Origin of the sequence: Pseudomonas sp. YQ_5 (assembly GCF_043103305.1) — a bacterium.
Lineage (GTDB): Bacteria > Pseudomonadota > Gammaproteobacteria > Pseudomonadales > Pseudomonadaceae > Aquipseudomonas > Aquipseudomonas putida_Y.
This window is the reverse complement of record NZ_JBICJS010000073.1, coordinates 16,389-38,609: the sequence shown is the minus strand read 5'-3', so window position 1 is coordinate 38,609 and position 22,221 is coordinate 16,389. Positions and strand designations below refer to the sequence as shown.

The 22,221-nt window shown below is 61.6% G+C and carries 21 protein-coding genes and 5 tRNA genes; 22 read left to right on the top strand and 4 right to left on the bottom strand.

Annotation, left to right across the window (positions count from 1 at the left end; genetic code table 11):
* The first annotated feature begins 245 nt into the window (after positions 1–245).
* The 3 genes from ACF8EA_RS17680 to ACF8EA_RS17670 are packed head-to-tail and all read left to right on the top strand — an operon-like array spanning position 246 to position 3,808.
* A complete protein-coding gene (locus ACF8EA_RS17680) occupies positions 246–905 on the top strand; it encodes a paraquat-inducible protein A (protein ID WP_392522790.1) in 660 nt (219 codons plus the stop codon).
* Entirely contained in the window at positions 892–1,515 is a 624-nt protein-coding gene (locus tag ACF8EA_RS17675) for a paraquat-inducible protein A (RefSeq protein ID WP_021784206.1), read from the top strand. Before ACF8EA_RS17680 ends, ACF8EA_RS17675 begins: the two co-directional genes overlap by 14 nt.
* Positions 1,508–3,808 (top strand): MlaD family protein, encoded by a 2,301-nt coding sequence (locus ACF8EA_RS17670; protein ID WP_392522788.1) that lies wholly within the window; start codon positions 1,508–1,510, stop codon positions 3,806–3,808. Before ACF8EA_RS17675 ends, ACF8EA_RS17670 begins: the two co-directional genes overlap by 8 nt.
* Positions 3,809–3,968: 160 nt before the next feature.
* Here ACF8EA_RS17670 and rpsT read toward each other — a convergent pair whose 3' ends face one another.
* Positions 3,969–4,247: a 30S ribosomal protein S20 gene (rpsT, locus tag ACF8EA_RS17665; protein ID WP_003247625.1), complete on the bottom strand. Its 279-nt coding sequence runs from the start codon at positions 4,245–4,247 to the stop codon at positions 3,969–3,971.
* Between the two features lie 250 nt (positions 4,248–4,497).
* Here rpsT and murJ point away from each other — a divergent pair, with 250 nt between their 5' ends.
* The 6 genes from murJ to ispH all read left to right on the top strand — a co-directional run bounded on the left by murJ (position 4,498) and on the right by ispH (position 11,833).
* On the top strand, positions 4,498–6,036 hold the full coding sequence (murJ, locus tag ACF8EA_RS17660) for a murein biosynthesis integral membrane protein MurJ (RefSeq protein ID WP_021784204.1): 1,539 nt from the start codon (positions 4,498–4,500) through the stop codon (positions 6,034–6,036).
* A gap of 118 nt (positions 6,037–6,154) precedes the next feature.
* Positions 6,155–7,105: a bifunctional riboflavin kinase/FAD synthetase gene (gene ribF, locus ACF8EA_RS17655; protein ID WP_392522786.1), complete on the top strand. Its 951-nt coding sequence runs from the start codon at positions 6,155–6,157 to the stop codon at positions 7,103–7,105.
* Complete coding sequence (ileS, locus tag ACF8EA_RS17650; RefSeq protein ID WP_392522784.1) at positions 7,102–9,933, top strand: isoleucine--tRNA ligase; 2,832 nt, start codon at positions 7,102–7,104, stop codon at positions 9,931–9,933. The genes ribF and ileS overlap by 4 nt, the downstream gene beginning before the upstream one ends.
* Positions 9,926–10,441, top strand: a complete 516-nt coding sequence (gene lspA, locus ACF8EA_RS17645) for a signal peptidase II (RefSeq protein ID WP_176685739.1) — start codon at positions 9,926–9,928, stop codon at positions 10,439–10,441. Before ileS ends, lspA begins: the two co-directional genes overlap by 8 nt.
* The gene (fkpB, locus tag ACF8EA_RS17640) at positions 10,434–10,871 is read left to right on the top strand and encodes an FKBP-type peptidyl-prolyl cis-trans isomerase (RefSeq protein ID WP_392522783.1); all 438 of its coding nucleotides are present in this window, start codon (positions 10,434–10,436) and stop codon (positions 10,869–10,871) included. The genes lspA and fkpB overlap by 8 nt, the downstream gene beginning before the upstream one ends.
* A gap of 14 nt (positions 10,872–10,885) precedes the next feature.
* Positions 10,886–11,833: a 4-hydroxy-3-methylbut-2-enyl diphosphate reductase gene (gene ispH / locus ACF8EA_RS17635; protein ID WP_021784201.1), complete on the top strand. Its 948-nt coding sequence runs from the start codon at positions 10,886–10,888 to the stop codon at positions 11,831–11,833.
* 76 nt (positions 11,834–11,909) lie between these two features.
* Here the strand turns inward: ispH and ACF8EA_RS17630 are convergent, their stop codons facing one another.
* Positions 11,910–12,392, bottom strand: coding sequence for a GspH/FimT family pseudopilin (locus tag ACF8EA_RS17630; RefSeq protein ID WP_392522782.1), 483 nt, complete (start codon positions 12,390–12,392; stop codon positions 11,910–11,912).
* A gap of 109 nt (positions 12,393–12,501) precedes the next feature.
* Here ACF8EA_RS17630 and ACF8EA_RS17625 point away from each other — a divergent pair, with 109 nt between their 5' ends.
* The 5 genes from ACF8EA_RS17625 to thiO are packed head-to-tail and all read left to right on the top strand — an operon-like array spanning position 12,502 to position 15,329.
* On the top strand, positions 12,502–12,684 hold the full coding sequence (locus tag ACF8EA_RS17625) for a prepilin-type N-terminal cleavage/methylation domain-containing protein (protein ID WP_392522780.1): 183 nt from the start codon (positions 12,502–12,504) through the stop codon (positions 12,682–12,684).
* Positions 12,681–13,325 (top strand): PilW family protein, encoded by a 645-nt coding sequence (locus tag ACF8EA_RS17620; RefSeq protein ID WP_392522778.1) that lies wholly within the window; start codon positions 12,681–12,683, stop codon positions 13,323–13,325. The genes ACF8EA_RS17625 and ACF8EA_RS17620 overlap by 4 nt, the downstream gene beginning before the upstream one ends.
* On the top strand, positions 13,322–13,786 hold the full coding sequence (locus ACF8EA_RS17615) for a hypothetical protein (protein WP_392522776.1): 465 nt from the start codon (positions 13,322–13,324) through the stop codon (positions 13,784–13,786). The genes ACF8EA_RS17620 and ACF8EA_RS17615 overlap by 4 nt, the downstream gene beginning before the upstream one ends.
* 1 nt (position 13,787) lies before the next feature.
* A complete protein-coding gene (locus tag ACF8EA_RS17610; RefSeq protein WP_275966848.1) occupies positions 13,788–14,177 on the top strand; it encodes a type IV pilin protein in 390 nt (129 codons plus the stop codon).
* 54 nt (positions 14,178–14,231) lie between these two features.
* Entirely contained in the window at positions 14,232–15,329 is a 1,098-nt protein-coding gene (thiO, locus tag ACF8EA_RS17605) for a glycine oxidase ThiO (RefSeq protein ID WP_392522773.1), read from the top strand.
* A 59-nt stretch (positions 15,330–15,388) separates the two neighbouring features.
* Here thiO and ACF8EA_RS17600 read toward each other — a convergent pair whose 3' ends face one another.
* Entirely contained in the window at positions 15,389–15,619 is a 231-nt protein-coding gene (locus ACF8EA_RS17600) for a PP0621 family protein (protein WP_003247559.1), read from the bottom strand.
* Positions 15,620–15,713: 94 nt separating this feature from the next.
* On the bottom strand, positions 15,714–16,733 hold the full coding sequence (locus ACF8EA_RS17595; RefSeq protein ID WP_021784194.1) for an outer membrane protein assembly factor BamD: 1,020 nt from the start codon (positions 16,731–16,733) through the stop codon (positions 15,714–15,716).
* 147 nt (positions 16,734–16,880) lie between these two features.
* Between ACF8EA_RS17595 and rluD the strand changes: the two genes are divergently transcribed.
* From rluD to ACF8EA_RS17555, 8 genes are all read left to right on the top strand, one after another.
* On the top strand, positions 16,881–17,843 hold the full coding sequence (rluD, locus tag ACF8EA_RS17590) for a 23S rRNA pseudouridine(1911/1915/1917) synthase RluD (protein ID WP_003247554.1): 963 nt from the start codon (positions 16,881–16,883) through the stop codon (positions 17,841–17,843).
* Positions 17,840–18,580, top strand: coding sequence for a peptidoglycan editing factor PgeF (pgeF, locus tag ACF8EA_RS17585; RefSeq protein ID WP_392522771.1), 741 nt, complete (start codon positions 17,840–17,842; stop codon positions 18,578–18,580). Before rluD ends, pgeF begins: the two co-directional genes overlap by 4 nt.
* A gap of 250 nt (positions 18,581–18,830) precedes the next feature.
* A complete protein-coding gene (gene clpB, locus ACF8EA_RS17580; protein WP_392522769.1) occupies positions 18,831–21,395 on the top strand; it encodes an ATP-dependent chaperone ClpB in 2,565 nt (854 codons plus the stop codon).
* A gap of 362 nt (positions 21,396–21,757) precedes the next feature.
* Positions 21,758–21,833: transfer RNA gene (locus ACF8EA_RS17575), tRNA-Asn, on the top strand.
* 4 nt (positions 21,834–21,837) lie between these two features.
* A tRNA-Pro gene (locus ACF8EA_RS17570) sits at positions 21,838–21,914 on the top strand.
* Positions 21,915–21,919: 5 nt separating this feature from the next.
* Positions 21,920–21,995, top strand: a tRNA-Lys gene (locus ACF8EA_RS17565).
* A gap of 47 nt (positions 21,996–22,042) precedes the next feature.
* Positions 22,043–22,119 (top strand) — tRNA-Pro (locus tag ACF8EA_RS17560).
* A 5-nt stretch (positions 22,120–22,124) separates the two neighbouring features.
* Positions 22,125–22,200, top strand: a tRNA-Lys gene (locus ACF8EA_RS17555).
* Positions 22,201–22,221: the final 21 nt, after the last annotated feature.

Sequence of the window (22,221 nt, the reverse complement as noted above, 5' to 3'; positions counted from 1 at the left end):
CATGCAGGTAGGGGTTTTGTCTTTGTGGGCAAAAAAGCCAGGGCTTGTTTGAATCACTGTGGGCATGCCGTGAAGCAGGCAGCTCGGTGGAGGACACCGGCTTCGCCGGTGATCGCGGGTAAACCCGCTCCTACAGAGAATGGTGCAACGGCAGGCAGGGGCGTATACCCTCCAGGCCAACGTCGCCTCCCACAATTCGAGCCAGAACACTAGAATAGCCCCACGCACCTATTCAGAAGCGCTATATGTCCAATTCTGTCGAACCTGAAACCCTGGCACAGTTGCCGTTGGACGAGCTTGTCGCCTGCCATGAATGCGACCTGCTGCTACGCAAGCCCGTGCTGCAGCATGATGAAAAAGCCCAATGCCCGCGCTGCGGCTACGAGCTCTATGCCCACCGGCACAATGTGGTCAATCGCAGCCTGGCCTTGGTGCTGGCGGCCCTTTTGCTGTTCGTGCCGGCCAGTTTCCTGCCGATCATGCAGTTGCACCTGCTTGGTCAGACTTCAGACGATACGGTCTGGAGTGGCGTGCTAGGCCTGTACAACTCGGGAATGCGCGGTGTTGCCGTGGTGGTCTTGCTCTGTAGCATGGTCATTCCACTGGCGAAACTGCTCTGTCAGCTGGTCGTCCTGTTGAGCATCCGCCTGAACTTCGGGCGTGACTACGGCCTGGTCTTCTACCGTATCTATCACCACCTACGTGACTGGGGCATGCTCGAGGTCTATTTCATGGGGGTGCTGGTGGCCATCGTAAAGCTGGTGGATCTGGCCGAGCTGACCGTGGGCCTTGGGCTGTTCTGTTTCATCAGTCTGTTATTGATCCAGGTATGGCTCGAGGTGGTGATGTCGCCCCACCAGATCTGGAGTGCGTTATCGGGGGAGGACCTGCATGCGGGCGATTGACGCAGGCATTCTTGTCTGCAATGAGTGTCACGAGCTGAACAGGCAAGAGGCTGACAGTACTTCACAAACCTGCACACGCTGCGGCGCTATCGTGCATGCACGCCGGCCGAACAGTATCGTGCGTACCTGGGCGTTGCTGATTGCGGCGTCGATCCTCTACATCCCGGCCAACATACTGCCGATCATGACCGTGAGTACCCTCGGTCAGGGCAGCCCGGACACCATCATGTCCGGGGTCATCACCCTGCTCAAACACGGCATGGTGCCCATTGCGGCTGTGGTGTTCATTGCCAGTATCCTGGTCCCCACGTTCAAGCTGGTGGGCATCGGCTTGCTGTTGTATTCCGTTCAACGGCGGCAACCGCTTTCAGCCCGGCAGCGGATACTGATGTACCGCTTCATCGAATTCATTGGGCGCTGGTCCATGCTGGATATCTTCGTCATTGCCATCCTGGTGGCAGTGGTGAATTTTGGCCGAATAGCCAGTGTCGAAGCCAACCTGGGCGCTGTCGCCTTCGCAACTGTGGTGATCCTGACAATGCTTGCCGCTTTAACTTTCGATCCCCGACTGATTTGGGATAACACGGAGTCGGATGACGACCATGAGTGACCTGCCAACGGCTAAAACCCGCCCAGCCTCGAACTGGTCGGCCATCTGGATCCTGCCTTTGATTGCGCTGATGATCGGTGGCTGGCTCGCGTGGCAGGCCTACCGCGACGCTGGCGTGGAAATTGAAGTCCGCTTCGAGTCGGGAGAGGGTATCGTCGCCAACAAGACCGAGGTCATCTACAAGGGCATGCCGGTTGGCAAGGTGAAAAGCCTGGTGCTCGACGCCAAGGGCGACACGCAGGGGGTGATCGCTACCATCGAGATGAACAAGGCCGCCGAGCCCCATCTGAACAAAGGCACGCGTTTCTGGCTGGTGAAGCCGAGCGTCAGCCTGGCCGGAATATCCGGCCTTGAAACACTGGTTTCGGGCAACTACATCGCTGTTAGTCCGGGGGAGGGGGAGCGTACCAAACGCTTTGTGGCATTGAAGGTGGCACCACCGCTCTCGGACTCTGAGCCAGGCCTGCACCTGACCCTCAAGGCCGACAGGCTGGGCTCGCTCAACCGTGACAGCCCGGTGTTCTACAAGCAGATTCAGGTTGGCCGGGTGAAAAGCTACCGCCTGTCCGAGGACCAGAGCACCGTAGAGGTAAAAGTCTTCATCGAGCCGGCTTACGCTAGCCTGGTGCGCAAGCACACACGTTTCTGGAACGCCAGCGGTGTCAGCATCGATGCTTCGCTTTCGGGTGTGAAGGTGCGCAGTGAGTCGTTGTCGAGCATTGTGGCGGGTGGTATCGCTTTCGCCACGCCGGAGTACCGCAAGGACAGCCCGCCCACCGATCCGAGCCTGCCGTTCCGCCTGTACGAGGACTTCGATGCCGCCCAGGCGGGTATCCGGGTAAAAGTGAAGCTGAGCGATTATGAAGGCCTGCAGGCGGGTCGCACGCCGGTCATGTACAAGGGCATCCAGGTGGGCTCGCTGAAAGCCCTGAAGATGGAAGACAACCTGGCCAGCGCTTCGGCCGAGCTGACACTCGACCCACTGACCGAGGACTACCTGGTAGACGGGACCCAGTTCTGGGTAGTCAAGCCGTCGATTTCCCTGGCGGGAATCACTGGCCTGGAAGCGCTGGTCAAAGGTAACTACATCGCCATTCGTCCCGGTGAGAAGGGCGCACGGCCAGAGCGTGAGTTCGAGGCGCGTGCCAAGGCGCCGCCACTCGACCTCAAGGCGCCGGGCCTGCACATGGTGTTGTTCGCCGACACCTTGGGTTCGCTGGAAGTCGGCAGCCCGGTGATGTACCGCCAGGTGAAGGTGGGCAGCGTGCAGAGCTATCAGTTCGCTCGTAACAGCAATCGAATCCTGATCGGTGTGCATATCGAGAAGGAGTACGAGAAACTGGTCAATGGTTCGTCCCGCTTCTGGAATGTCAGTGGGATCACCCTGACCGGCGGCCTGTCGGGTATCAAGATCAAGAGTGAATCGCTGCAAACACTGATGGCCGGCGGTATTGCCTTCGATACGCCACGACCCGATGTACCGCTGAAGCGGCACATTCCACGCTTCCGTCTGCATGACAGCCAGGAAGCGGTAAACCGTGCGGGTACGTTGATCACCATCCGTGTAGCGCGTGCCGATGGCTTGAAACCGGGCACGGCCATCCGCTTCCGCGGCCTGGATGTAGGCAGTATCGAGAGCGTTGACCTCACCGATGACCTGCAGGCGGTACTGCTGCGGGCGCGTATTACCGAAGCGGCGGATCGTATTGCACGTGCCGGTACGCAGTTCTGGGTGGTCAAACCGGCGCTGGGCCTGGTGCGCACTGAAAACCTCGATACCCTGATTGGTGGGCAGTACGTGGAGGTGCAGCCAGCAGCCAAGGACCGTGGGCCACAGCGCGACTTCATCGCTTTGGCCGATGCCCCACAGGTCGCAGGGCCTGAGGTCGGCCTGCCATTGACGCTCAGTGCGCCACGCCGCGGCTCGATCAAGCCGGGTGTGCCGGTTACCTATCGTGAGGTCAAGGTGGGCAAGGTGACAGGCTTCGAGCTGGGCCAGAACGCTGATCGCGTGCTGATTCATATCCTCATCGAGCCGCGCTATGCCGCCTTGGTGCGCAGCGGTAGCCGCTTCTGGAACAGCAGTGGTTTCGGTTTCGACTGGGGGCTGTTAAAGGGCGCTACAGTGCGTACCGAGTCGGTGGAAACCCTGATTGATGGCGGTATCGCCTTCGCAACGCCAGATGGCGAGCAGATGGGTAACCCGGCACGGCCGCGGCAGACCTTTGCCTTGTTCGACAAGGCCGAGGATGAATGGCTGCAATGGGCGCCGAAGATTCAGATAGCCAAGTGATGCAAGGGTAGGGCCGCCTGGCGCGGCCCCTGCTTTGTGGCGCTGCCCAAAGCATATCGGTCATCATGTGCAGGTTGCAGCAACGCGCATCGGTGACGGTGTATAAATCGCAGGCAACAAAAAACCGACCCTAGGGTCGGTTTTTCGACTAGCGCGTCGCTTAGGCAGCTGCAGCTTCTTTCAGCGCCTTGATGTGGCCATTCAGACGGCCTTTGTGACGAGCAGCCTTGTTCTTGTGGATGATACCCTTGTCGGCCATACGGTCGATTACAGGTACAGCCAGAACGTAAGCGGCTTGCGCTTTTTCGGCGTCTTTTGCGTCGATGGCTTTAACTACATTCTTGATGTAGGTGCGGACCATGGAACGCAGGCTGGCGTTGTGGCTGCGACGCTTCTCAGCCTGTTTTGCACGTTTCTTGGCGGAAGGTGTGTTGGCCACCGTCGAGCTCCTCGAAAGACTTTAGGTAAATAGCAAACAAAATAGGCCGCGAATCATGCCGATCAGTCGAGCGGATGTCAAGGCCACCTGCAAGGTTCCGCCGAGCGGTGCGCCAACAAGCGGGAAAGATTCCTTTCTGCTGCGCGACCTGTACACTCGGGAATTTTTGGCTCCCCTGCGAAGGCGCGGGAGTATCGCACATTCGGACGCTGTCTGGCAGCGTCCTCTGTCATTGGCGTGAATCTTTTCGATGAACCTGCTCAAATCCCTGGCTGCAGTAAGCTCGATCACCATGATTTCGCGGGTGCTTGGCTTTGTTCGCGACACCATCCTGGCCCGTATTTTTGGTGCTGGTGTCGCTACCGACGCCTTCTTCATCGCGTTCAAGCTGCCCAACCTGTTACGGCGCATTTTTGCCGAAGGTGCATTCTCCCAGGCCTTCGTGCCGATTCTGGCCGAGTACAAGACCCAGCAAGGCGAGGAGGCGACACGCACTTTCATCGCCTATATCAGTGGCCTTCTGACCCTGGTGCTGGCCCTGGTGACCGCCATCGGCATCCTCGCTGCACCCTGGGTGGTGTGGGCGACGGCCCCAGGTTTTGTCGACAGCACCGAAAAATACGAGCTGACCACCGCCCTGTTGCGGGTGACGTTTCCTTATATATTCCTGATCTCGCTGTCTTCCCTGGCCGGCGCGATCCTCAATACCTGGAACCGCTTTTCGGTGCCGGCCTTCACGCCCACCCTGCTGAACGTGGCGATGATCGCCTTCGCCGTGTTGCTGACACCGTATTTCAACCCGCCAATCATGGCGTTGGCCTGGGGCGTGCTGGCGGGTGGCCTGGCGCAGTTGCTGTACCAGCTGCCAGCGCTGAAGAAGATCGGCATGCTCGTGCTGCCGCGTCTGAACCTCAAGGACGCGGGTGTGTGGCGGGTACTGAAACAGATGCTGCCGGCGATCCTGGGGGTGTCGGTGAGCCAGATCTCGCTGATCATCAACACCATTTTTGCTTCCTTCCTGGTCGCCGGCTCGGTGTCGTGGATGTACTACGCCGACCGCCTTATGGAGCTGCCTTCGGGCGTGCTGGGCGTGGCCCTGGGCACCATCCTGCTGCCGACCCTGGCCAAGACCTACGCCAACAAGGACCGCGAGGAGTACTCGCGGATTCTCGACTGGGGCCTGCGCCTGTGCTTCCTGCTGGTGCTGCCATGCACCCTGGCTTTGGCCATTCTTGCCGAGCCGCTGACCGTCGCGCTGTTCCAATATGGCAAGTTCAGCGCGTTTGATGCGGCCATGACCCAGCGGGCGCTGATCGCCTATTCCGTGGGCTTGCTGGCAATCATTCTGGTCAAGGTGCTGGCACCGGGCTTCTACGCGCAGCAGAATATCCGCACGCCGGTGAAGATTGCAGTCTTCACCCTGGTCTGCACCCAGCTGTTCAACCTTGCCCTGGTCGGCCCGCTTGCACATGCCGGCCTGGCATTGGCGATCAGCCTCGGTGCCTGCCTGAATGCCGGCCTGCTGTTCTGGAAACTGCGCAGTCAGCGGTTGTTTGAGCCTCAGCCTGGCTGGGCAGTGTTCCTGCTCAAGCTTGTGTTGGCGGTGGCGCTGATGTCGGCAGTACTGCTGGCGGGCATGCACTATATGCCGGCCTGGGAACAGGGCATCATGCTTGAGCGCTTCCTGCGGCTTGGGGCGCTGATCCTGGCGGGCGTCGTGACGTATTTTGGCTGCCTGTACCTGTGCGGCTTCCGGCCCCGGCATTTCGCTCGCAAAGCCTTGCACTGAGGCTTTTGGCGGGTCAGGCGTCGGTTTTTCGCATTCCACGCCGCCCTTGGGCGCTGCTGCCTGTCACCAGCGCCCGGGTGTGGTTATAATCGGCCACTTTATGAGCAAGAAGCGCGTTATGCAGCTGGTTCGAGGTCTTCACAACCTGCGCCCCGAGCACCGGGGCTGTGTCGCCACCATTGGCAACTTCGACGGGGTTCACCGTGGCCACCAGGCAATCCTGGCGCGCCTGCGCGAGCGTGGTCAGGCCTTGGGCCTGCCGACCTGCGTGGTGATCTTCGAACCGCAACCACGCGAGTACTTCGCACCTGATACCGCGCCGGCGCGCCTGGCTCGGCTGCGTGACAAGATTGAGCTGTTGGCGACCGAAGGCATCGACCGGGTGCTGTGCCTGGCCTTCAATCAGCGACTGAGCAAGCTCAGTGCCGATGCCTTCGTCAAGGCCATCCTGGTCGACGGCCTGGGCGTGCGTCACCTTGAAGTGGGCGATGACTTCCGCTTTGGCTGCGACCGCGCTGGCGACTTTGCTTTCCTGGTCGAGGCCGGCAACGCGTACGGCTTCACCGTCGAGGCCGCCAACACGGTAATCCAGGACGGCCTGCGGGTCAGCAGCACCGAAGTGCGCAAGGCCTTGTCCGAGGGCAACTTCAAGCTGGCCGAACACCTGCTGGGCCGCCCGTACCGCATTACAGGCCGCGTGCTGCACGGCCAGAAGCTTGCCCGCCAGCTCGGCACACCTACCGCCAACATCCAGCTCAAGCGCCGCCGCGTGCCGCTGTCCGGGGTATACCTGGCCAGCATCGTGATCGACGGCAAGGCTTGGCCGGGTGTCGGCAATATCGGCGTGCGCCCCACCGTTGCCGGTGATGGGCGCCCGCACCTGGAGATTCATCTTCTGGACTTTGCCGGCGACCTTTACGGCCGGCGCCTGACGGTGGAGTTCCACCACAAGCTGCGTGAAGAGCAGCGATTCGCCTCCCTGGAGGCGCTGAAGTCGGCGATCGATGCGGATATCGCCGCCGCACGTGCACATTGGCACGCTCAACCGCTAACGAAGAGCCTGAAATGACCGACTACAAAGCCACGCTTAACCTTCCGGACACCGCCTTCCCCATGAAGGCCGGCCTGCCTCAGCGCGAACCGCAGATCCTGCAGCGCTGGGACAGCATTGGCCTGTACCAGAAGCTGCGCGAAATTGGCAAGGATCGTCCCAAGTTCGTCCTGCACGACGGCCCGCCCTATGCCAACGGCAAGATTCACATCGGTCATGCGCTGAACAAGATCCTCAAGGACATGATCGTCCGCTCCAAGACCCTGGCCGGCTTCGATGCGCCGTACGTGCCAGGCTGGGACTGCCACGGCCTGCCGATCGAGCACAAGGTGGAGGTTACCCACGGCAAGCACCTTTCCGCCGACCGTACCCGCGAGCTGTGCCGCGAGTACGCTGCCGAGCAGATTGAAGGGCAGAAGACCGAGTTCATCCGCCTGGGCGTGCTGGGTGACTGGGACAACCCATACAAGACCATGAACTTCGCCAACGAGGCCGGTGAAATCCGCGCCCTGGCCGAGATGGTCAAGCAAGGCTTCGTGTTCAAGGGCCTGAAGCCGGTGAACTGGTGCTTTGATTGCGGTTCGGCGCTGGCTGAAGCGGAAGTCGAGTACGCCGACAAGAAGTCGCAGACCATCGACGTGGCCTTCCCGGTTGCCGATGAGGCCAAGCTGGCCGCCGCCTTCGGCCTGGCCTCTCTGGCCAAGCCGGCCGCCATCGTGATCTGGACCACCACCCCGTGGACCATCCCGGCCAACCAGGCCCTGAACATCCACCCGGAATTCAAGTACGCCTTGGTCGACACCGGCGAGCGCCTGCTGGTGCTGGCTGAAGAGCTGGTCGAGGCGTGCCTGAAGCGTTACAACCTGGAAGGCTCGGTCCTTGCCACCGCCCAAGGTTCTGCGCTGGAACTGATCAACTTCCGCCATCCGTTCTACGATCGCATGTCGCCAATCTACCTGGCCGACTACGTCGAACTGGGCGCCGGTACCGGCGTGGTGCACTCCTCGCCAGCCTACGGTGAGGACGACTTCGTCACCTGCAAGCGCTACGGCATGGTCAACGACGACATCCTCACCCCGGTGCAGAGCAACGGCGTGTATGTCGAGTCGCTGCCATTCTTCGGCGGCCAGTTCATCTGGAAGGCCAACCCGGCCATCGTCGAGAAGCTGAGCGAAGTCGGTGCGCTGATGCACACCGAAACCATCAGCCACAGCTACATGCACTGCTGGCGCCACAAGACCCCGCTGATCTACCGCGCCACCGCGCAGTGGTTCGTGGGCATGGACAAGCAGCCGACCACCGGCGAGCCGCTGCGTGAGCGTGCGCTGAAAGCCATTGAAGACACCAAGTTCGTTCCGGCCTGGGGCCAGGCGCGCCTGCACGCGATGATCGCCAACCGCCCGGACTGGTGCATCTCGCGTCAGCGCAACTGGGGTGTGCCGATCCCGTTCTTCCTGCACAAGCAGACCGGCGAGCTGCATCCGCGCACTGTCGAGCTGATGGAAGAAGTGGCCAAGCGTGTCGAGCAGCAGGGCATCGAGGCCTGGTTCAAGCTGGACGCCGCCGAACTGCTGGGCGCTGAAGCCGAGCAGTACGACAAGATCGCCGACACCCTCGACGTGTGGTTCGACTCGGGCACCACCCACTGGCACGTGTTGCGTGGCTCGCACGACATTGGCCACGCCACCGGCCCGCGCGCTGACCTGTACCTTGAAGGTTCCGACCAACACCGCGGCTGGTTCCACTCGTCCTTGCTGACCGGTTGCGCCATCGACAACCACGCGCCGTACCGCGAGCTGCTGACCCACGGCTTCACCGTGGACGAGAACGGCCGCAAGATGTCCAAGTCGCTGGGCAACACCATCGAGCCGGAGAAGGTCAACAACACCCTGGGTGCCGATATCCTGCGCCTGTGGGTTTCGGCCACCGACTATTCCGGTGAAATGGCGGTTTCCGAGCAGATCCTGCAGCGCAGTGCCGACGCCTACCGGCGTATCCGCAATACCGCCCGCTTCCTGCTGTCCAACCTGTCCGGTTTCGACCCGGCCCGCGACCTGCTGGCCTCGGAAGACATGCTGGCGCTGGACCGCTGGGCCGTTGACCGTACGCTGCTGCTGCAACGCGAGCTGGAAGAGCACTACAGCGAGTACCGTTTCTGGAACGTCTACTCCAAAGTGCACAACTTCTGCGTACAGGAACTGGGCGGCTTCTACCTCGACATCATCAAGGACCGCCAGTACACCACCGGCGCCAACAGTGTCGCCCGCCGTTCCTGCCAGACTGCGCTGTATCACATCAGCGAAGCGCTGGTGCGCTGGATCGCGCCGATCCTGGCATTCACCGCCGACGAAATCTGGCAGTACCTGCCGGGCGAGCGCAACGAGTCGGTGATGCTCAACGGCTGGTACGAAGGCCTGAGCGAGCTGCCGGAAGGTACCGAGCTGGGCCGCGCTTACTGGGACCGTGTGATGGCGGTGAAGGCATCGGTGAACAAAGAGCTGGAAAACCAGCGTACCGCCAAGGTCATTGGTGGCAACCTGCAGGCTGAAGTTACCCTGTATGCCGACGAAGGCCTGAGTGCCGACCTGGGCAAGCTGGGCGACGAGCTGCGCTTCGTGCTGATCACCTCGGCCGCCAGCGTGGTGCCGTTTGCACAGGCGCCTGCCGAAGCCGTAGCCACTGAGGTCGAAGGCCTCAAGCTGAAAGTGGTCAAGTCCGGCCACGCCAAGTGCGGCCGTTGCTGGCACTTCCGCGCCGACGTTGGCAGCCATCCGGAACACCCGGAAATCTGCGGCCGTTGCGTCGACAACCTGACCGGCTCGGGTGAGGTACGCCACTATGCCTAACCCTGCAGCGGGGCGCTTCGGGCGCCTTGCATGGCTGTGGCTGAGCTTGCTGGTCCTGGTCGTCGACCAGGCCACCAAGCTGTACTTCAACAACACCCTGACCATGTACCAGCAGATCGTGGTCATTCCTGACTACTTCAGCTGGACCCTGGCCTACAACACCGGTGCCGCGTTCAGCTTCCTGGCTGATGGTGCAGGTTGGCAGCGCTGGTTGTTCGCCTTGATCGCCGTAGTGGTCAGCGCGGTGCTGGTGGTGTGGCTCAAGCGCCTGGGGCGCAACGAGACCTGGCTGGCCGTGGCGCTGGCGCTGGTGCTGGGTGGGGCGATTGGCAACCTGTACGACCGTATCGTGCTGGGCCATGTGGTCGACTTCATCCTGGTGCACTGGCAGAACCGCCATTACTTCCCGGCCTTCAACGTGGCCGACAGCGCCATCACCGTTGGTGCGGTGATGCTGGCGCTGGATATGTTCAAGAGCAAGAAGTCCGAGGATCCGGTCCATGACTGACACCCGTATCGGCCAGAACACCGAAGTCACCCTGCACTTCGCGCTGCACCTGGAAAACGGCGACACCGTCGACAGCACATTCGATAAAACCCCAGCCACCTTCAAAGTGGGTGATGGCAACCTGCTGCCGGGCTTTGAAAACGCCCTGTTCGGCTTCAAGGCCGGCGACAAGCGAACCGTGGCAGTGGCCCCGGAGAACGCCTTCGGCCAGCCTAACCCGCAGAACGTGCAGGTCATGCCGAGGTCCAACTTCGAAGGCATGGAGTTGTCCGAAGGGCTGCTGATCATCTTCAACGATGCCGCCAACACCGAGCTGCCGGGGGTGGTCAAAGCGTTCGATGACGACCAGGTCACCATCGACTTCAATCACCCACTGGCTGGCAAGACCCTGACCTTCGAGGTGGAGATCCTCGAGGTGAAGGCCCTGTAAGCCTGGAGCCGAGCATGCAAATCAAACTCGCCAACCCTCGCGGCTTTTGCGCCGGGGTCGACCGGGCGATCGAGATCGTCAACCGCGCGCTGGAAGTCTTCGGCCCGCCGATCTATGTGCGCCACGAAGTGGTGCACAACAAGTTCGTGGTGGAAGACTTGCGTAACCGCGGCGCCATCTTTGTCGAAGAGCTGGACCAGGTGCCGGACGATGTCATCGTCATCTTCAGTGCCCACGGTGTTTCCCAGGCCGTGCGCCAGGAAGCGGCTGGCCGTGGCCTGAAAGTGTTCGATGCCACCTGCCCGCTGGTGACCAAGGTTCACATCGAAGTGGCCAAGTACAGCCGCGATGGTCGTGAGTGCATTCTCATCGGCCACGAAGGGCACCCGGAAGTCGAAGGCACCATGGGCCAGTACGATGCCTGCAACGGCGGCGCCATCTACCTTGTCGAAGACGAGGAAGATGTTGCCAACCTGCAGGTGCGCGACCCGGACCACCTGGCTTTCGTCACCCAGACAACACTGTCGATGGACGACACCAGCCGCGTCATCGATGCGCTGCGTGCACGCTTCCCGAACATCGGCGGCCCGCGCAAGGACGACATCTGCTACGCCACCCAGAACCGCCAGGATGCCGTCAAGCAACTGGCTGGCGAGAGCGACGTGGTGCTGGTGGTCGGCAGCCCGAACAGTTCCAATTCCAACCGTTTGCGCGAGCTGGCTGAGCGCATGGGCACCCCGGCCTACCTGATCGACGGTGCCGAGGACCTGCAACGCGGCTGGTTTGAGCAAACCGCGCGGATCGGCATCACCGCCGGTGCTTCGGCACCCGAAGTGCTGGTGCGCGGCGTGATCGAACAGCTCAAGGCCTGGGGCGCCACTGGCGCTGAAGAGCTGGACGGGCGTGAAGAGAACATCACCTTTTCAATGCCCAAAGAGCTGCGTGTTCGCTCGCTGATCTAAGGGCTGCATCGCCGCCAATGCAGGGGGCTGCTTTGCAGCCCTTTCGCGACACAAGACCGCTCCTGCACTGACCGCTCTAGCAGCGGCCAGTGCTCAGGTCCCCTGTAACCAACCTGACTCTGCCGCTTGATGCCAGCGCCACTTGATATCGGCTGCGAGCAGAGGAGCGTTCGCACATTTCCAGTGTTGCACCCAGCCAGCTGTTGCCCGACGTCATTGGCACGCCCAGCGCACTGAATTTGAACTGCTCACCACGATTGCTGACTATTTTCAGGGGCCTTGCCAGCCGCTGCTCACGCAGCACCTGCCGGTTATGCTCCAGCACTACCCGCCAACCATTCCCCCAATTACCGTCCAGCGCCAGCACCAGCACCGGCTGGCCCTGCAACAGCGCATGGCTGCGTGCACTACGCAACGCTTGGGCCAGATCACGCGCTGCTGCTGCCCTGTGAAGGTCATCGCTCATTCTGGCGTAGGCCGGTATGCCGAACTGCGTCAGCAACACCGCCACGGCCAAGGCCGACAACATTTGTATCAGTGTTACGCCGCGTTGCTTCACCGTGCATTCCTCCCTGGACGTGCTTGGCTATAGCTTCCTGGCGGTTGGACAAGAGGTCCAGTCGCCCAAGTTGAAAGCAATGACGGGAAAAGTCGCAGGAGGTGCAGGGATGCACGCAAGGCAAGGGGGCATGACGCTTCTGGAAGTGTTGTTGGCGGTTGTGGTCGTGGCCGTGGGTATGTTCGCCGCAGCGGGGCTGCAACTGCAGGCCTTGCAGGCTGTGGACAGCGCGCGTCGCACTGGGCAGGCAGCAATGGCGGCGCACAGCGAGCATGAACGGGGGCGTCGATGAGGCGCGGCCAACGTGGTTTCGGTTTGGTTGAGCTGATGTTGGCGCTGACTATCGGACTGATGCTGTTGGCGGCCGCCAGTCAGCTCTTTGCATCGGCTCACCAGGCCTGGCGCCTGCAAAGTACTGCGCTGCGCATGCAGGATGAGGCGCGGCAGGCGTTGCTGCGCATGGCCCAGGATATTCGCATGGCCGGCATGTTTGGCTGTTTGCGCCTGAAACCTTCCGATTTCGATGACCCGGCATTACATCAGGTCTTCGCTCGCCCCTTGGTGATCGAAGCGTCCACCCTTAGCCTGATCGTGGCGGAGTTGCCTGGGCAAGCTGGCGTACCTGACTGGTTTCTGCACACCGATTGCCTGACCAAAGCGTCTGTCGATGCAGCGCGCAAGGCTGGGGACCCACTGGTGTACCCGGTCAGCAGGTATGTCTACCAGCTCCAGGGCGATACGTTGAGGTTCAAGCGCGGAAACAGCAAATTTCAACCGTTGGTTGGGAATGTGCAGGCGATGCGTGTGGAGCGCGTGCAGATGGTGGGGGGTGAACGGGTGGATATCAGCCTGACGCTTTACGAACCCACGCTCAAGGTTCAGCAGCGCCATGAGTTGAGCGTCGCAATTCGCAACCCGGTCCCCGCTTCATGACTCGCCAGCGTGGCGTGGTTCTTCTACTGGCCTTGGTCCTGAGCGTCCTGCTGGGCCTGCTTGCCACATCTGCCCTGCGTGACGCGCTGGTGGAAACACGGATGACCGGCTACCTGAGCGATGGCCTGCTGGCGCTGGAAGAGGCTGAGGCCACTTTGCTGGCTGGGGTACGCGAACTTGAACGGGCGCCCCCTGACGCTTGTAACGCGTGTCTGCCACCGCCCAGGCCGCACGATCTGGTTGGGCAGTGGCAAGGTACCCAGACCGGCTTTTTCCAGCTGCAGAACCTGGGTGTCAGCACACGTGCCGCGCACATGCCCGAAGGGCAGCCGGTTAGCCTGTTCCGGATTACCGCCGTCAGCAAGCAAAGCCGCTCACGGCATGTGCTGGAAGCGGTCTACGCCGTAGCCGGCAATCAAACCCAACGCATCACCTGGCGACAAAGATTGCGAGGAGACTGACATGCAGCAAGGCTTGAGCCTGATCGAGTTGTTGATTGTGCTGGCCGTGACCGGCATTCTGGCAGCCATTGCCTACCCCAGTTACAGCGACCAGCTTCGGCGAGCCGCGCGCAGCGAAGTGGTTGGCCTGCTGCATGATGCCGCCCTGCGCCTGGAGCGCCACCGTGTGCGCACTGGCCAATACGCCGAGGGCGACCTGGTCTTGCCCGAAGGTACCCGCTACTACAGCCTTCAGGCCCAGCGCGACAGTGACACCTTCACGCTGCGCGCCCGGCGGCTACCGCATGGGCTGATGGCACAGGATGGCTGTGGCGATTTCCAGCTCGACCAGGCTGGCGTGCAGCGCAATCCGGGTGCCGTTGAGCACGGCGCGCACTGCTGGGGAAGCTGAAGGTTGAATGATGCCCGGTGCATCGCGGTTTTACTTCAGGTGTTGGATCGACAGATGAGCAAGCAAGTAGTGGTGGTCGGCGGCGGGGTGATCGGCCTGCTGACGGCATTCAACCTGGCAGCCAAGGTCGGCCAGGTGGTGGTGTGCGATCAGGGCGAGGTTGGCCGAGAGTCGTCCTGGGCTGGCGGAGGCATTGTCTCGCCGTTGTACCCGTGGCGCTACAGCCCTGCAGTGACCGCTCTGGCGCACTGGTCGCAGGACTTTTATCCACAGCTGGGCGAGCGCCTGTTCGCCAGCACCGGTGTCGACCCCGAAGTTCACACCACCGGGCTGTACTGGCTCGACCTGGACGACGAGGCCGAAGCGTTGGCCTGGGCCGCGCGTGAGCAGCGGCCGCTGAGTGCCGTGGATATTTCGGCGGCCTACGATGCGGTGCCGGTGCTGGGCCCGGGCTTCAAGCACGCCATCTACATGTCTGGCGTGGCCAATGTGCGCAACCCGCGCTTGGTCAAGTCGCTGAAGGCGGCGTTACTGGCGCTGCCGAACGTGACCTTGCGCGAACATTGCCAGATCACCGGCTTCGAGCAAGAAAAGGGGCGCGTGACCGGTGTGCAGACTGCCGATGGCGTACTGGCGGCGGATGAGGTTGTGCTCAGCGCAGGCGCCTGGAGTGGCGACCTGTTGCGTACCCTTGGCCTTGAGCTGCCGGTTGAGCCCGTGAAGGGCCAGATGATCCTGTTCAAGTGTGCTGAAGATTTCCTGCCGAGCATGGTGCTGGCCAAGGGGCGCTATGCGATTCCGCGACGTGACGGGCACATTCTGGTGGGGAGCACGCTGGAACACGCCGGGTATGACAAGACCCCGACCGGGGATGCGCTGGAAAGCCTGAAGGCATCGGCAGTGGAGTTGTTGCCTGAACTTGAAGGCGCCACAGTGGTGGCGCACTGGGCGGGACTACGGCCGGGGTCGCCAGAAGGCATCCCTTACATTGGGCCTGTGCCAGGGCATGAAGGGTTGTGGCTGAACTGCGGGCATTATCGCAATGGGCTGGTGCTGGCGCCGGCTTCGTGCCAGCTGTTTACCGATTTGCTGACTGGTGCCGAGCCGATCATCGACCCGGCGCCCTATGCGCCAGAAGGGCGTTTGGGCTGAGAGCATCTTCCCGCTCCCACGGTGGGAGCGGGTTCTGTGTGCATCCGCGGGTTTTGCGCTCAACCCTTGTGGCCAGGGCCCTGCTGCAGGTGAGCCTGGCTGCAGTACCACTCATTACCCTGCTGCAGCGCCCGGTCGTTGGGCAGGTGCACGCCGCAATGGGCGCAGCGCACCATCTTCAGCGGCGCATCCAGCTTCGCCTCGGGGTGCGACTGCTGGCTGACTTTGAACTTGCGCCACAGCCAGAACGCGGCGGCGATCAGGGCGATCCAGAAAAGTAGGCGAACCATGGTGTCCAGCTTGTCGATTGAAGAAGCCGACAGTCTAGGACGCGGCCAATAAAAAAGGGAGGCCCAAGGCCTCCCTTTCATTCACCGCCGAAGGTCAGTCGAACAGACCAAAGGTCATGTAGCTGAACCAGGAACGGTCTTTCTCGGCTTCTTTCGGGCCTTCCGGCACGATCGGGTCGCCGTTCTCGTCTTTAGGCAGCAGCTCCCGCGGCATCTCGTCGCGCGCGTCCTGGAACTGCTTGACCACGTCCTGATTGGCGCGGGTTTCGCCTGGCGGCAGCGGGGTATCGGTTTCGATCAGGCCCAAGGTCGCCTTGGACAGCCAGCCGCGGCCGTCAGACTCGGTCTGCTTGGGCTGGAACTCGCCATCGACCAGGCTCGGGTGGTCCGGGTAGTTGAGCTTGAGGGTTTCCAGGCTCGTGGCGGCCAGTTCGTCCAGGTGCAGCTTCTGGTACGACTCGACCATCACGGCCAGGCCGTCACCGACGGACGGGGTTTCCTGGAAGTTTTCGACCACGTAGCGGCCACGGTTGGCAGCAGCTACATAAGCCTGGCGGCCCAGATAGTAGTCGGCCACGTGAATTTCGTACGAAGCCAGCAGGTTGCGCAGGTAGATCATGCGCTGCTTGGCGTCTGGTGCGTAGCGGCTGTTGGGGAAACGGCTGGTCAGCTGGGCGAACTCGTTATACGAGTCGCGGGCGGCGCCCGGGTCACGCTTGGTCATGTCCAGCGGCAGGAAGCGCGCCAGCAGGCCGCGGTCCTGGTCGAACGAGGTCAGGCCTTTGAGGTAGTAGGCGTAATCGACGTTCGGGTGCTGCGGGTGCAGGCGGATAAAGCGCTCGGCGGCCGACTTGGCGGCCTCGGGCTCGGAGTTTTTGTAGTTGGCGTAGATCAGCTCGAGCTGCGCCTGATCGGCATAGCGGCCGAACGGGTAGCGCGACTCCAGGGCCTTGAGCTTGTTCACGGCGCTGGTGTAGCTGGAATTGTCCAGATCAGCCTGGGCCTGCTGGTACAGTTCGGCCTCGCTGAGGTTCTCGTCAATGACCTCTTTATTAGAGGAACAGGCCGCGGTAAGCCCGAGGATGGCGATCAGCAGCAGGTGTTTCACTTGCATGGCGGCTTGCGTCCCTTTGACGGCCGCTGTCTTGGGCGGTGCCGTCCTGTTATGATGAGCGCCCCGGCCAACCCCGGGACAAAAGAAGCCGTATTTAACCACAAGCTCGCAGCCGAAACCAAAGGCTGTGCGCCCGCCGAATCGAGCATGTCCGAGATCATTCAACTTAGCGCAGAGGTACCGTCCGAACTGGGCGGCCAACGCCTCGACCAGGTCGCCGCCCAATTGTTCGCCGAGTACTCGCGTTCGCGGCTAACTTCGTGGATCAAAGAGGGCCGCCTGACGGTCGATGGTGCAGTCGTGCGCCCTCGAGACCTTGTTCATGGTGGTTCTCTGCTTGCCCTGGAGGCCGAGCAAGAGGCCCAGGGTGAGTGGATCGCAGAAGATATCGAACTGGATATCGTCTACGAAGACGACCACATCCTGGTGATCAACAAGCCTGCCGGGCTGGTTGTGCACCCGGCGGCCGGGCATGCCAGCGGCACCCTGCTCAACGCGCTGCTGCACCATGTGCCAGACATCGTCAACGTGCCGCGCGCCGGTATCGTGCACCGCCTGGACAAGGACACCACCGGCCTGATGGTGGTGGCCAAGACCCTGCAGGCGCAGACCAAGCTGGTCGAGCAGATGCAGGCCCGCAAGGTCAGCCGCATCTACGAGTGCATCGTGATCGGCGTGGTGACTGCCGGTGGCAAGATCGACGCGCCCATCGGCCGCCACGGCGGCATGCGCCAGCGCATGGCTGTAACCGACGGCGGCAAGCCGGCGGTCAGCCACTACCGTGTACTCAAGCGCTTCCGCTCGCACACCCATGTGCGGGTCAAGCTGGAAACCGGCCGTACCCACCAGATTCGCGTGCACATGGCCCATGTGGGTTTCCCGCTGGTTGGCGACCAGACGTACGGCGGGCGCTTCCGTATTCCGCCCGCTGCCAGCCCGACCATGGTCGAGGCGGTCAAGACCTTCCCGCGCCAGGCGCTGCATGCGCGTTTCCTCGCCTTGGCCCACCCGATTACCGGTGAAGTCATGAAGTGGGAATCGCCACTGCCGGATGACTTCGTCTGGTTGCTGTCGCTGTTGAACCAGGACCGCGAGAGTTTCATCGGATGAGTGACCTGACGCAGGCGTTGCTATTCCCCGACTGGCCGGCCCCGGCCTCGGTGCGCGCCTGTGTCACCACCCGTCAGGGCGGCGTCAGCCTGCCGCCCTATGAAACCTTCAACCTCGGCGACCATGTTGGGGATGACCCTGCCGCGGTCGCCGAGAACCGCCGCCGCCTGAGCGAACAGTTCGCCATCCAACCGGCCTGGCTCAAGCAGGTACATGGCCTGGTGGTGGCGGATGCCGACCCGGCTGTGGTCGCCGAGGCCGATGCCAGCTGGACCCGCCAGCCTGGCATTGCCTGCACCGTGATGACCGCCGATTGCCTGCCTGCGCTGTTCTGCGACCGCGCCGGCACCCGCGTGGCGGCGGCGCATGCTGGTTGGCGCGGGCTGGCGGGTGGCGTGCTGGAAGCCACGCTGGACCGGCTGGCGCTGCCGCCAGAAGAGGTGCTGGTGTGGTTGGGGCCTGCCATCGGCCCGCAAGCGTTCGAAGTGGGGCTGGAAGTGCGTGATGCCTTTACCGCCGTGCACCCGCAAGCAGCTCGGGCATTCGTTGATGGCGAACGGCCAGGCAAGCTGTTGGCGGATATCTATGAGCTGGCGCGTATTCGCCTGGCTGCCCGTGGAGTGACTGCTGTTTATGGCGGTGGCTTGTGCACGGTCAGTGATGCACGTTTCTTCTCCTATCGCCGTACCCCGCAGGGTGGGCGCTTCGCATCGTTGGTCTGGCTGGACCCGCGCTAGCCTGTACCGGCCTCTTCGCGGGCACGCCCGCTCCCACAGAGGTTCCGCAAACGTTGAAACTGGTGGTGTACCTGTGGGGGCGAGCATGCCAGCGAATGGCCCCCCATTAATCCAACAGGTTGACTTCGGTCAACCCCGCTAAGCTTGAATCTTCCAGAATCAGCCTTATCTATAAAGTCATCTCAGGCAGGTTTCTTTATAAACAGGCGCTGTCCATCGCTCCGACCTGCCCTTTAAAGGAAGGTACACCATGCGAATAGACCGTTTAACCAGCAAGCTGCAACTTGCAATATCCGATGCCCAGTCTTTGGCCGTTGGCATGGACCACCCTGCCATCGAGCCCGTGCACCTGTTACAGGCGCTGCTCGAACAGCAGGGCGGTTCCATCAAGCCGCTGCTGATGCAGGTAGGCTTCGACATCAATGGCCTGCGCCAGGGGCTGGTGAAAGAGCTCGACCAACTACCAAAAATACAGAACCCTACCGGCGACGTGAACATGTCGCAGGACTTGGCGCGCCTGCTTAACCAGGCAGACCGTCTGGCACAGCAGAAGGGTGACCAGTTCATTTCCAGCGAGCTGGTGCTGTTGGCCGCCATGGACGAAAACAGCAAGCTCGGCAAGCTGCTGCTGAGCCAGGGCGTGAGCAAGAAAGCGCTGGAAAATGCCATCAACAACCTGCGTGGCGGCGCGGCAGTGAATGACGCCAACGCTGAGGAATCGCGCCAGGCGCTGGACAAATACACCGTCGACCTGACCAAGCGTGCCGAAGAGGGCAAGCTGGACCCGGTCATTGGCCGTGACGATGAAATCCGCCGTACCGTACAGGTGCTGCAACGCCGTACCAAGAACAACCCGGTGCTGATCGGTGAGCCTGGCGTGGGTAAAACCGCCATTGCCGAAGGCCTGGCCCAGCGCATCATCAATGGTGAAGTGCCTGACGGCCTCAAAGGCAAGCGCCTGCTGGCGCTGGACATGGGCGCGCTGATTGCCGGTGCCAAGTACCGCGGTGAGTTCGAAGAGCGCTTGAAAAGCCTGCTGAACGAGCTTTCCAAGCAAGAAGGCCAGATCATCCTGTTCATCGACGAACTGCACACCATGGTCGGCGCCGGCAAGGGCGAGGGCGCCATGGACGCCGGCAACATGCTCAAACCGGCCCTGGCCCGCGGCGAGCTGCATTGCGTTGGCGCCACCACGCTGAACGAGTACCGCCAGTTCATCGAGAAAGACGCCGCCCTGGAGCGCCGATTCCAGAAGGTGCTGGTCGAGGAGCCGAGCGAGGAAGACACCATCGCCATCCTGCGTGGCCTGAAAGAGCGCTATGAAGTACACCACAAGGTGGCCATTACCGACGGTGCAATCATCGCTGCGGCCAAGCTCAGCCACCGCTACATCACCGACCGCCAACTGCCGGACAAGGCCATTGACCTGATCGACGAAGCGGCCAGCCGCATCCGCATGGAGATTGACTCCAAACCGGAAGTGCTCGACCGCCTTGATCGCCGCCTGATCCAGCTGAAGGTGGAGTCGCAGGCGCTGAAGAAAGAGGAAGACGAAGCGGCGAAAAAGCGCCTGGAGAAGCTGACCGAGGAAATCGAGCGGCTTGAGCGTGAGTATTCCGACCTGGAAGAAATCTGGGCTTCGGAGAAAGCTGAAGTGCAGGGCTCGGCGCAGATCCAGCAAAAGATCGAGCAGTCTCGCCAGGAACTGGAAGCCGCCCGTCGCAAAGGCGACCTGAACCGCATGGCCGAACTGCAGTACGGGGTGATCCCGGACCTGGAGCGCAGCCTGCAGATGGTCGACCAGCACGGCAAGTCCGACAACCAGTTGCTGCGCAACAAGGTCACCGAGGAAGAAATTGCCGAAGTGGTGTCGAAGTGGACCGGCATTCCTGTGGCCAAGATGCTCGAAGGCGAGCGTGAGAAGCTGCTGAAAATGGAAGAGCTGCTGCACCAGCGCGTGATTGGCCAGGGCGAGGCGGTAACCGCCGTAGCCAACGCCGTGCGCCGCTCGCGTGCGGGGCTGTCCGACCCGAACCGGCCAAGTGGTTCGTTCCTGTTCCTCGGCCCGACCGGTGTGGGCAAGACCGAACTGTGCAAGGCGCTGGCCGAGTTCCTGTTCGACACCGAAGAGGCGATGGTGCGCATCGACATGTCCGAATTCATGGAGAAGCACTCCGTAGCGCGCCTGATCGGTGCACCGCCAGGCTATGTCGGGTATGAAGAGGGCGGTTACCTGACCGAGGCCGTGCGGCGCAAGCCTTACTCGGTGGTGCTGCTGGACGAGGTGGAAAAAGCCCACCCGGATGTGTTCAACGTGCTGTTGCAGGTGCTGGAAGACGGCCGCCTGACCGACAGCCACGGGCGCACCGTGGACTTCCGCAACACCGTGATCGTGATGACCTCCAACCTGGGCTCTGCGCAGATTCAGGAACTGGTGGGTGACCGCGAGGCACAGCGTGCGGCAGTGATGGATGCGGTGGGGGCGCACTTCCGTCCGGAGTTCATCAACCGCATCGACGAAGTGGTGGTGTTCGAGCCTTTGGGTCGCGAGCAGATTGCCGGTATTACCGAAATCCAGCTCGGCCGCCTGCGCAGCCGCCTGCTGGAGCGCGAACTGTCGCTGAGCCTGAGCCCAGAGGCGTTGGACAAGCTGATTGCCGTGGGTTACGACCCGGTGTACGGCGCGCGGCCGCTGAAGCGGGCGATCCAGCGCTGGATCGAGAACCCGCTGGCGCAGCTGATTCTGGCCGGCAAGTTCCTGCCCGGTACGGCGATCACCGCCAAGGTGGAAGGCGACGAAATCGTCTTCGGCTGATTGTGTTGCACCATGAGCCCCGCGTTTGCGGGGCTTTTTTTGCCTGTTACAAATGCCGGCCCAGCCCAGCTATTTCGGGCCTTTGCGCCAATCCGGGGTAACCGCCTGAAATTTTTGAAATTTTTGCTTGCATCAAATTTAGAGTGCCCCTAATATACGCCGCGTTGTCAGGCACTAAGCGAATCACCAGCAACATCAGTGATCGCAAAACAACTTACAAATCAGTAAGTTGAATGAAAAAAAGTGGTTGACAAGCAAAACGAAGAATGTAGAATAGCCGGCCTCAGCAGCGACAACGCAAAAGCGAAGAAGCTAAAGAGTCCGAAGCGAACACAGTCTTCGGAGTTGTACCGAAGTTCAGTTCCGCGATAGCTCAGTCGGTAGAGCAAATGACTGTTAATCATTGGGTCCCTGGTTCGAGTCCAGGTCGCGGAGCCAATCTCGGGGTGTAGCGCAGTCCGGTAGCGCGCCTGCTTTGGGAGCAGGATGTCAGGAGTTCGAATCCCCTCACCCCGACCATTTCCGGGTCGTTAGCTCAGTTGGTAGAGCAGTTGGCTTTTAACCAATTGGTCGTAGGTTCGAATCCTACACGACCCACCATGTAGAAAAGGGCATCTCCAAAGAGATGCCCTTTTTTTTGAAACACTCGGGGTGTAGCGCAGTCCGGTAGCGCGCCTGCTTTGGGAGCAGGATGTCAGGAGTTCGAATCCCCTCACCCCGACCATTTTTGGGTCGTTAGCTCAGTTGGTAGAGCAGTTGGCTTTTAACCAATTGGTCGTAGGTTCGAATCCTACACGACCCACCATGAACAAAGGGCATCTCGCAT

Excerpts from the sequence above, each read along its gene's own strand:
- ACF8EA_RS17680 (WP_392522790.1), top strand. The coding sequence starts at position 246 with ATGTCCAATTCTGTCGAACCTGAAACCCTGGCACAGTTGCCGTTGGAC.
- ACF8EA_RS17675 (WP_021784206.1), top strand. The coding sequence starts at position 892 with ATGCGGGCGATTGACGCAGGCATTCTTGTCTGCAATGAGTGTCACGAG.
- ACF8EA_RS17670 (WP_392522788.1), top strand. The coding sequence starts at position 1,508 with ATGAGTGACCTGCCAACGGCTAAAACCCGCCCAGCCTCGAACTGGTCG.
- murJ (WP_021784204.1), top strand. The coding sequence starts at position 4,498 with ATGAACCTGCTCAAATCCCTGGCTGCAGTAAGCTCGATCACCATGATT.
- ribF (WP_392522786.1), top strand. The coding sequence starts at position 6,155 with ATGCAGCTGGTTCGAGGTCTTCACAACCTGCGCCCCGAGCACCGGGGC.
- ileS (WP_392522784.1), top strand. The coding sequence starts at position 7,102 with ATGACCGACTACAAAGCCACGCTTAACCTTCCGGACACCGCCTTCCCC.
- lspA (WP_176685739.1), top strand. The coding sequence starts at position 9,926 with ATGCCTAACCCTGCAGCGGGGCGCTTCGGGCGCCTTGCATGGCTGTGG.
- fkpB (WP_392522783.1), top strand. The coding sequence starts at position 10,434 with ATGACTGACACCCGTATCGGCCAGAACACCGAAGTCACCCTGCACTTC.
- ispH (WP_021784201.1), top strand. The coding sequence starts at position 10,886 with ATGCAAATCAAACTCGCCAACCCTCGCGGCTTTTGCGCCGGGGTCGAC.
- ACF8EA_RS17625 (WP_392522780.1), top strand. The coding sequence starts at position 12,502 with ATGCACGCAAGGCAAGGGGGCATGACGCTTCTGGAAGTGTTGTTGGCG.
- ACF8EA_RS17620 (WP_392522778.1), top strand. The coding sequence starts at position 12,681 with ATGAGGCGCGGCCAACGTGGTTTCGGTTTGGTTGAGCTGATGTTGGCG.
- ACF8EA_RS17615 (WP_392522776.1), top strand. The coding sequence starts at position 13,322 with ATGACTCGCCAGCGTGGCGTGGTTCTTCTACTGGCCTTGGTCCTGAGC.
- ACF8EA_RS17610 (WP_275966848.1), top strand. The coding sequence starts at position 13,788 with ATGCAGCAAGGCTTGAGCCTGATCGAGTTGTTGATTGTGCTGGCCGTG.
- thiO (WP_392522773.1), top strand. The coding sequence starts at position 14,232 with ATGAGCAAGCAAGTAGTGGTGGTCGGCGGCGGGGTGATCGGCCTGCTG.
- ACF8EA_RS17600 (WP_003247559.1), bottom strand. The coding sequence starts at position 15,619 with ATGGTTCGCCTACTTTTCTGGATCGCCCTGATCGCCGCCGCGTTCTGG.
- ACF8EA_RS17595 (WP_021784194.1), bottom strand. The coding sequence starts at position 16,733 with ATGCAAGTGAAACACCTGCTGCTGATCGCCATCCTCGGGCTTACCGCG.
- rluD (WP_003247554.1), top strand. The coding sequence starts at position 16,881 with ATGTCCGAGATCATTCAACTTAGCGCAGAGGTACCGTCCGAACTGGGC.
- pgeF (WP_392522771.1), top strand. The coding sequence starts at position 17,840 with ATGAGTGACCTGACGCAGGCGTTGCTATTCCCCGACTGGCCGGCCCCG.
- clpB (WP_392522769.1), top strand. The coding sequence starts at position 18,831 with ATGCGAATAGACCGTTTAACCAGCAAGCTGCAACTTGCAATATCCGAT.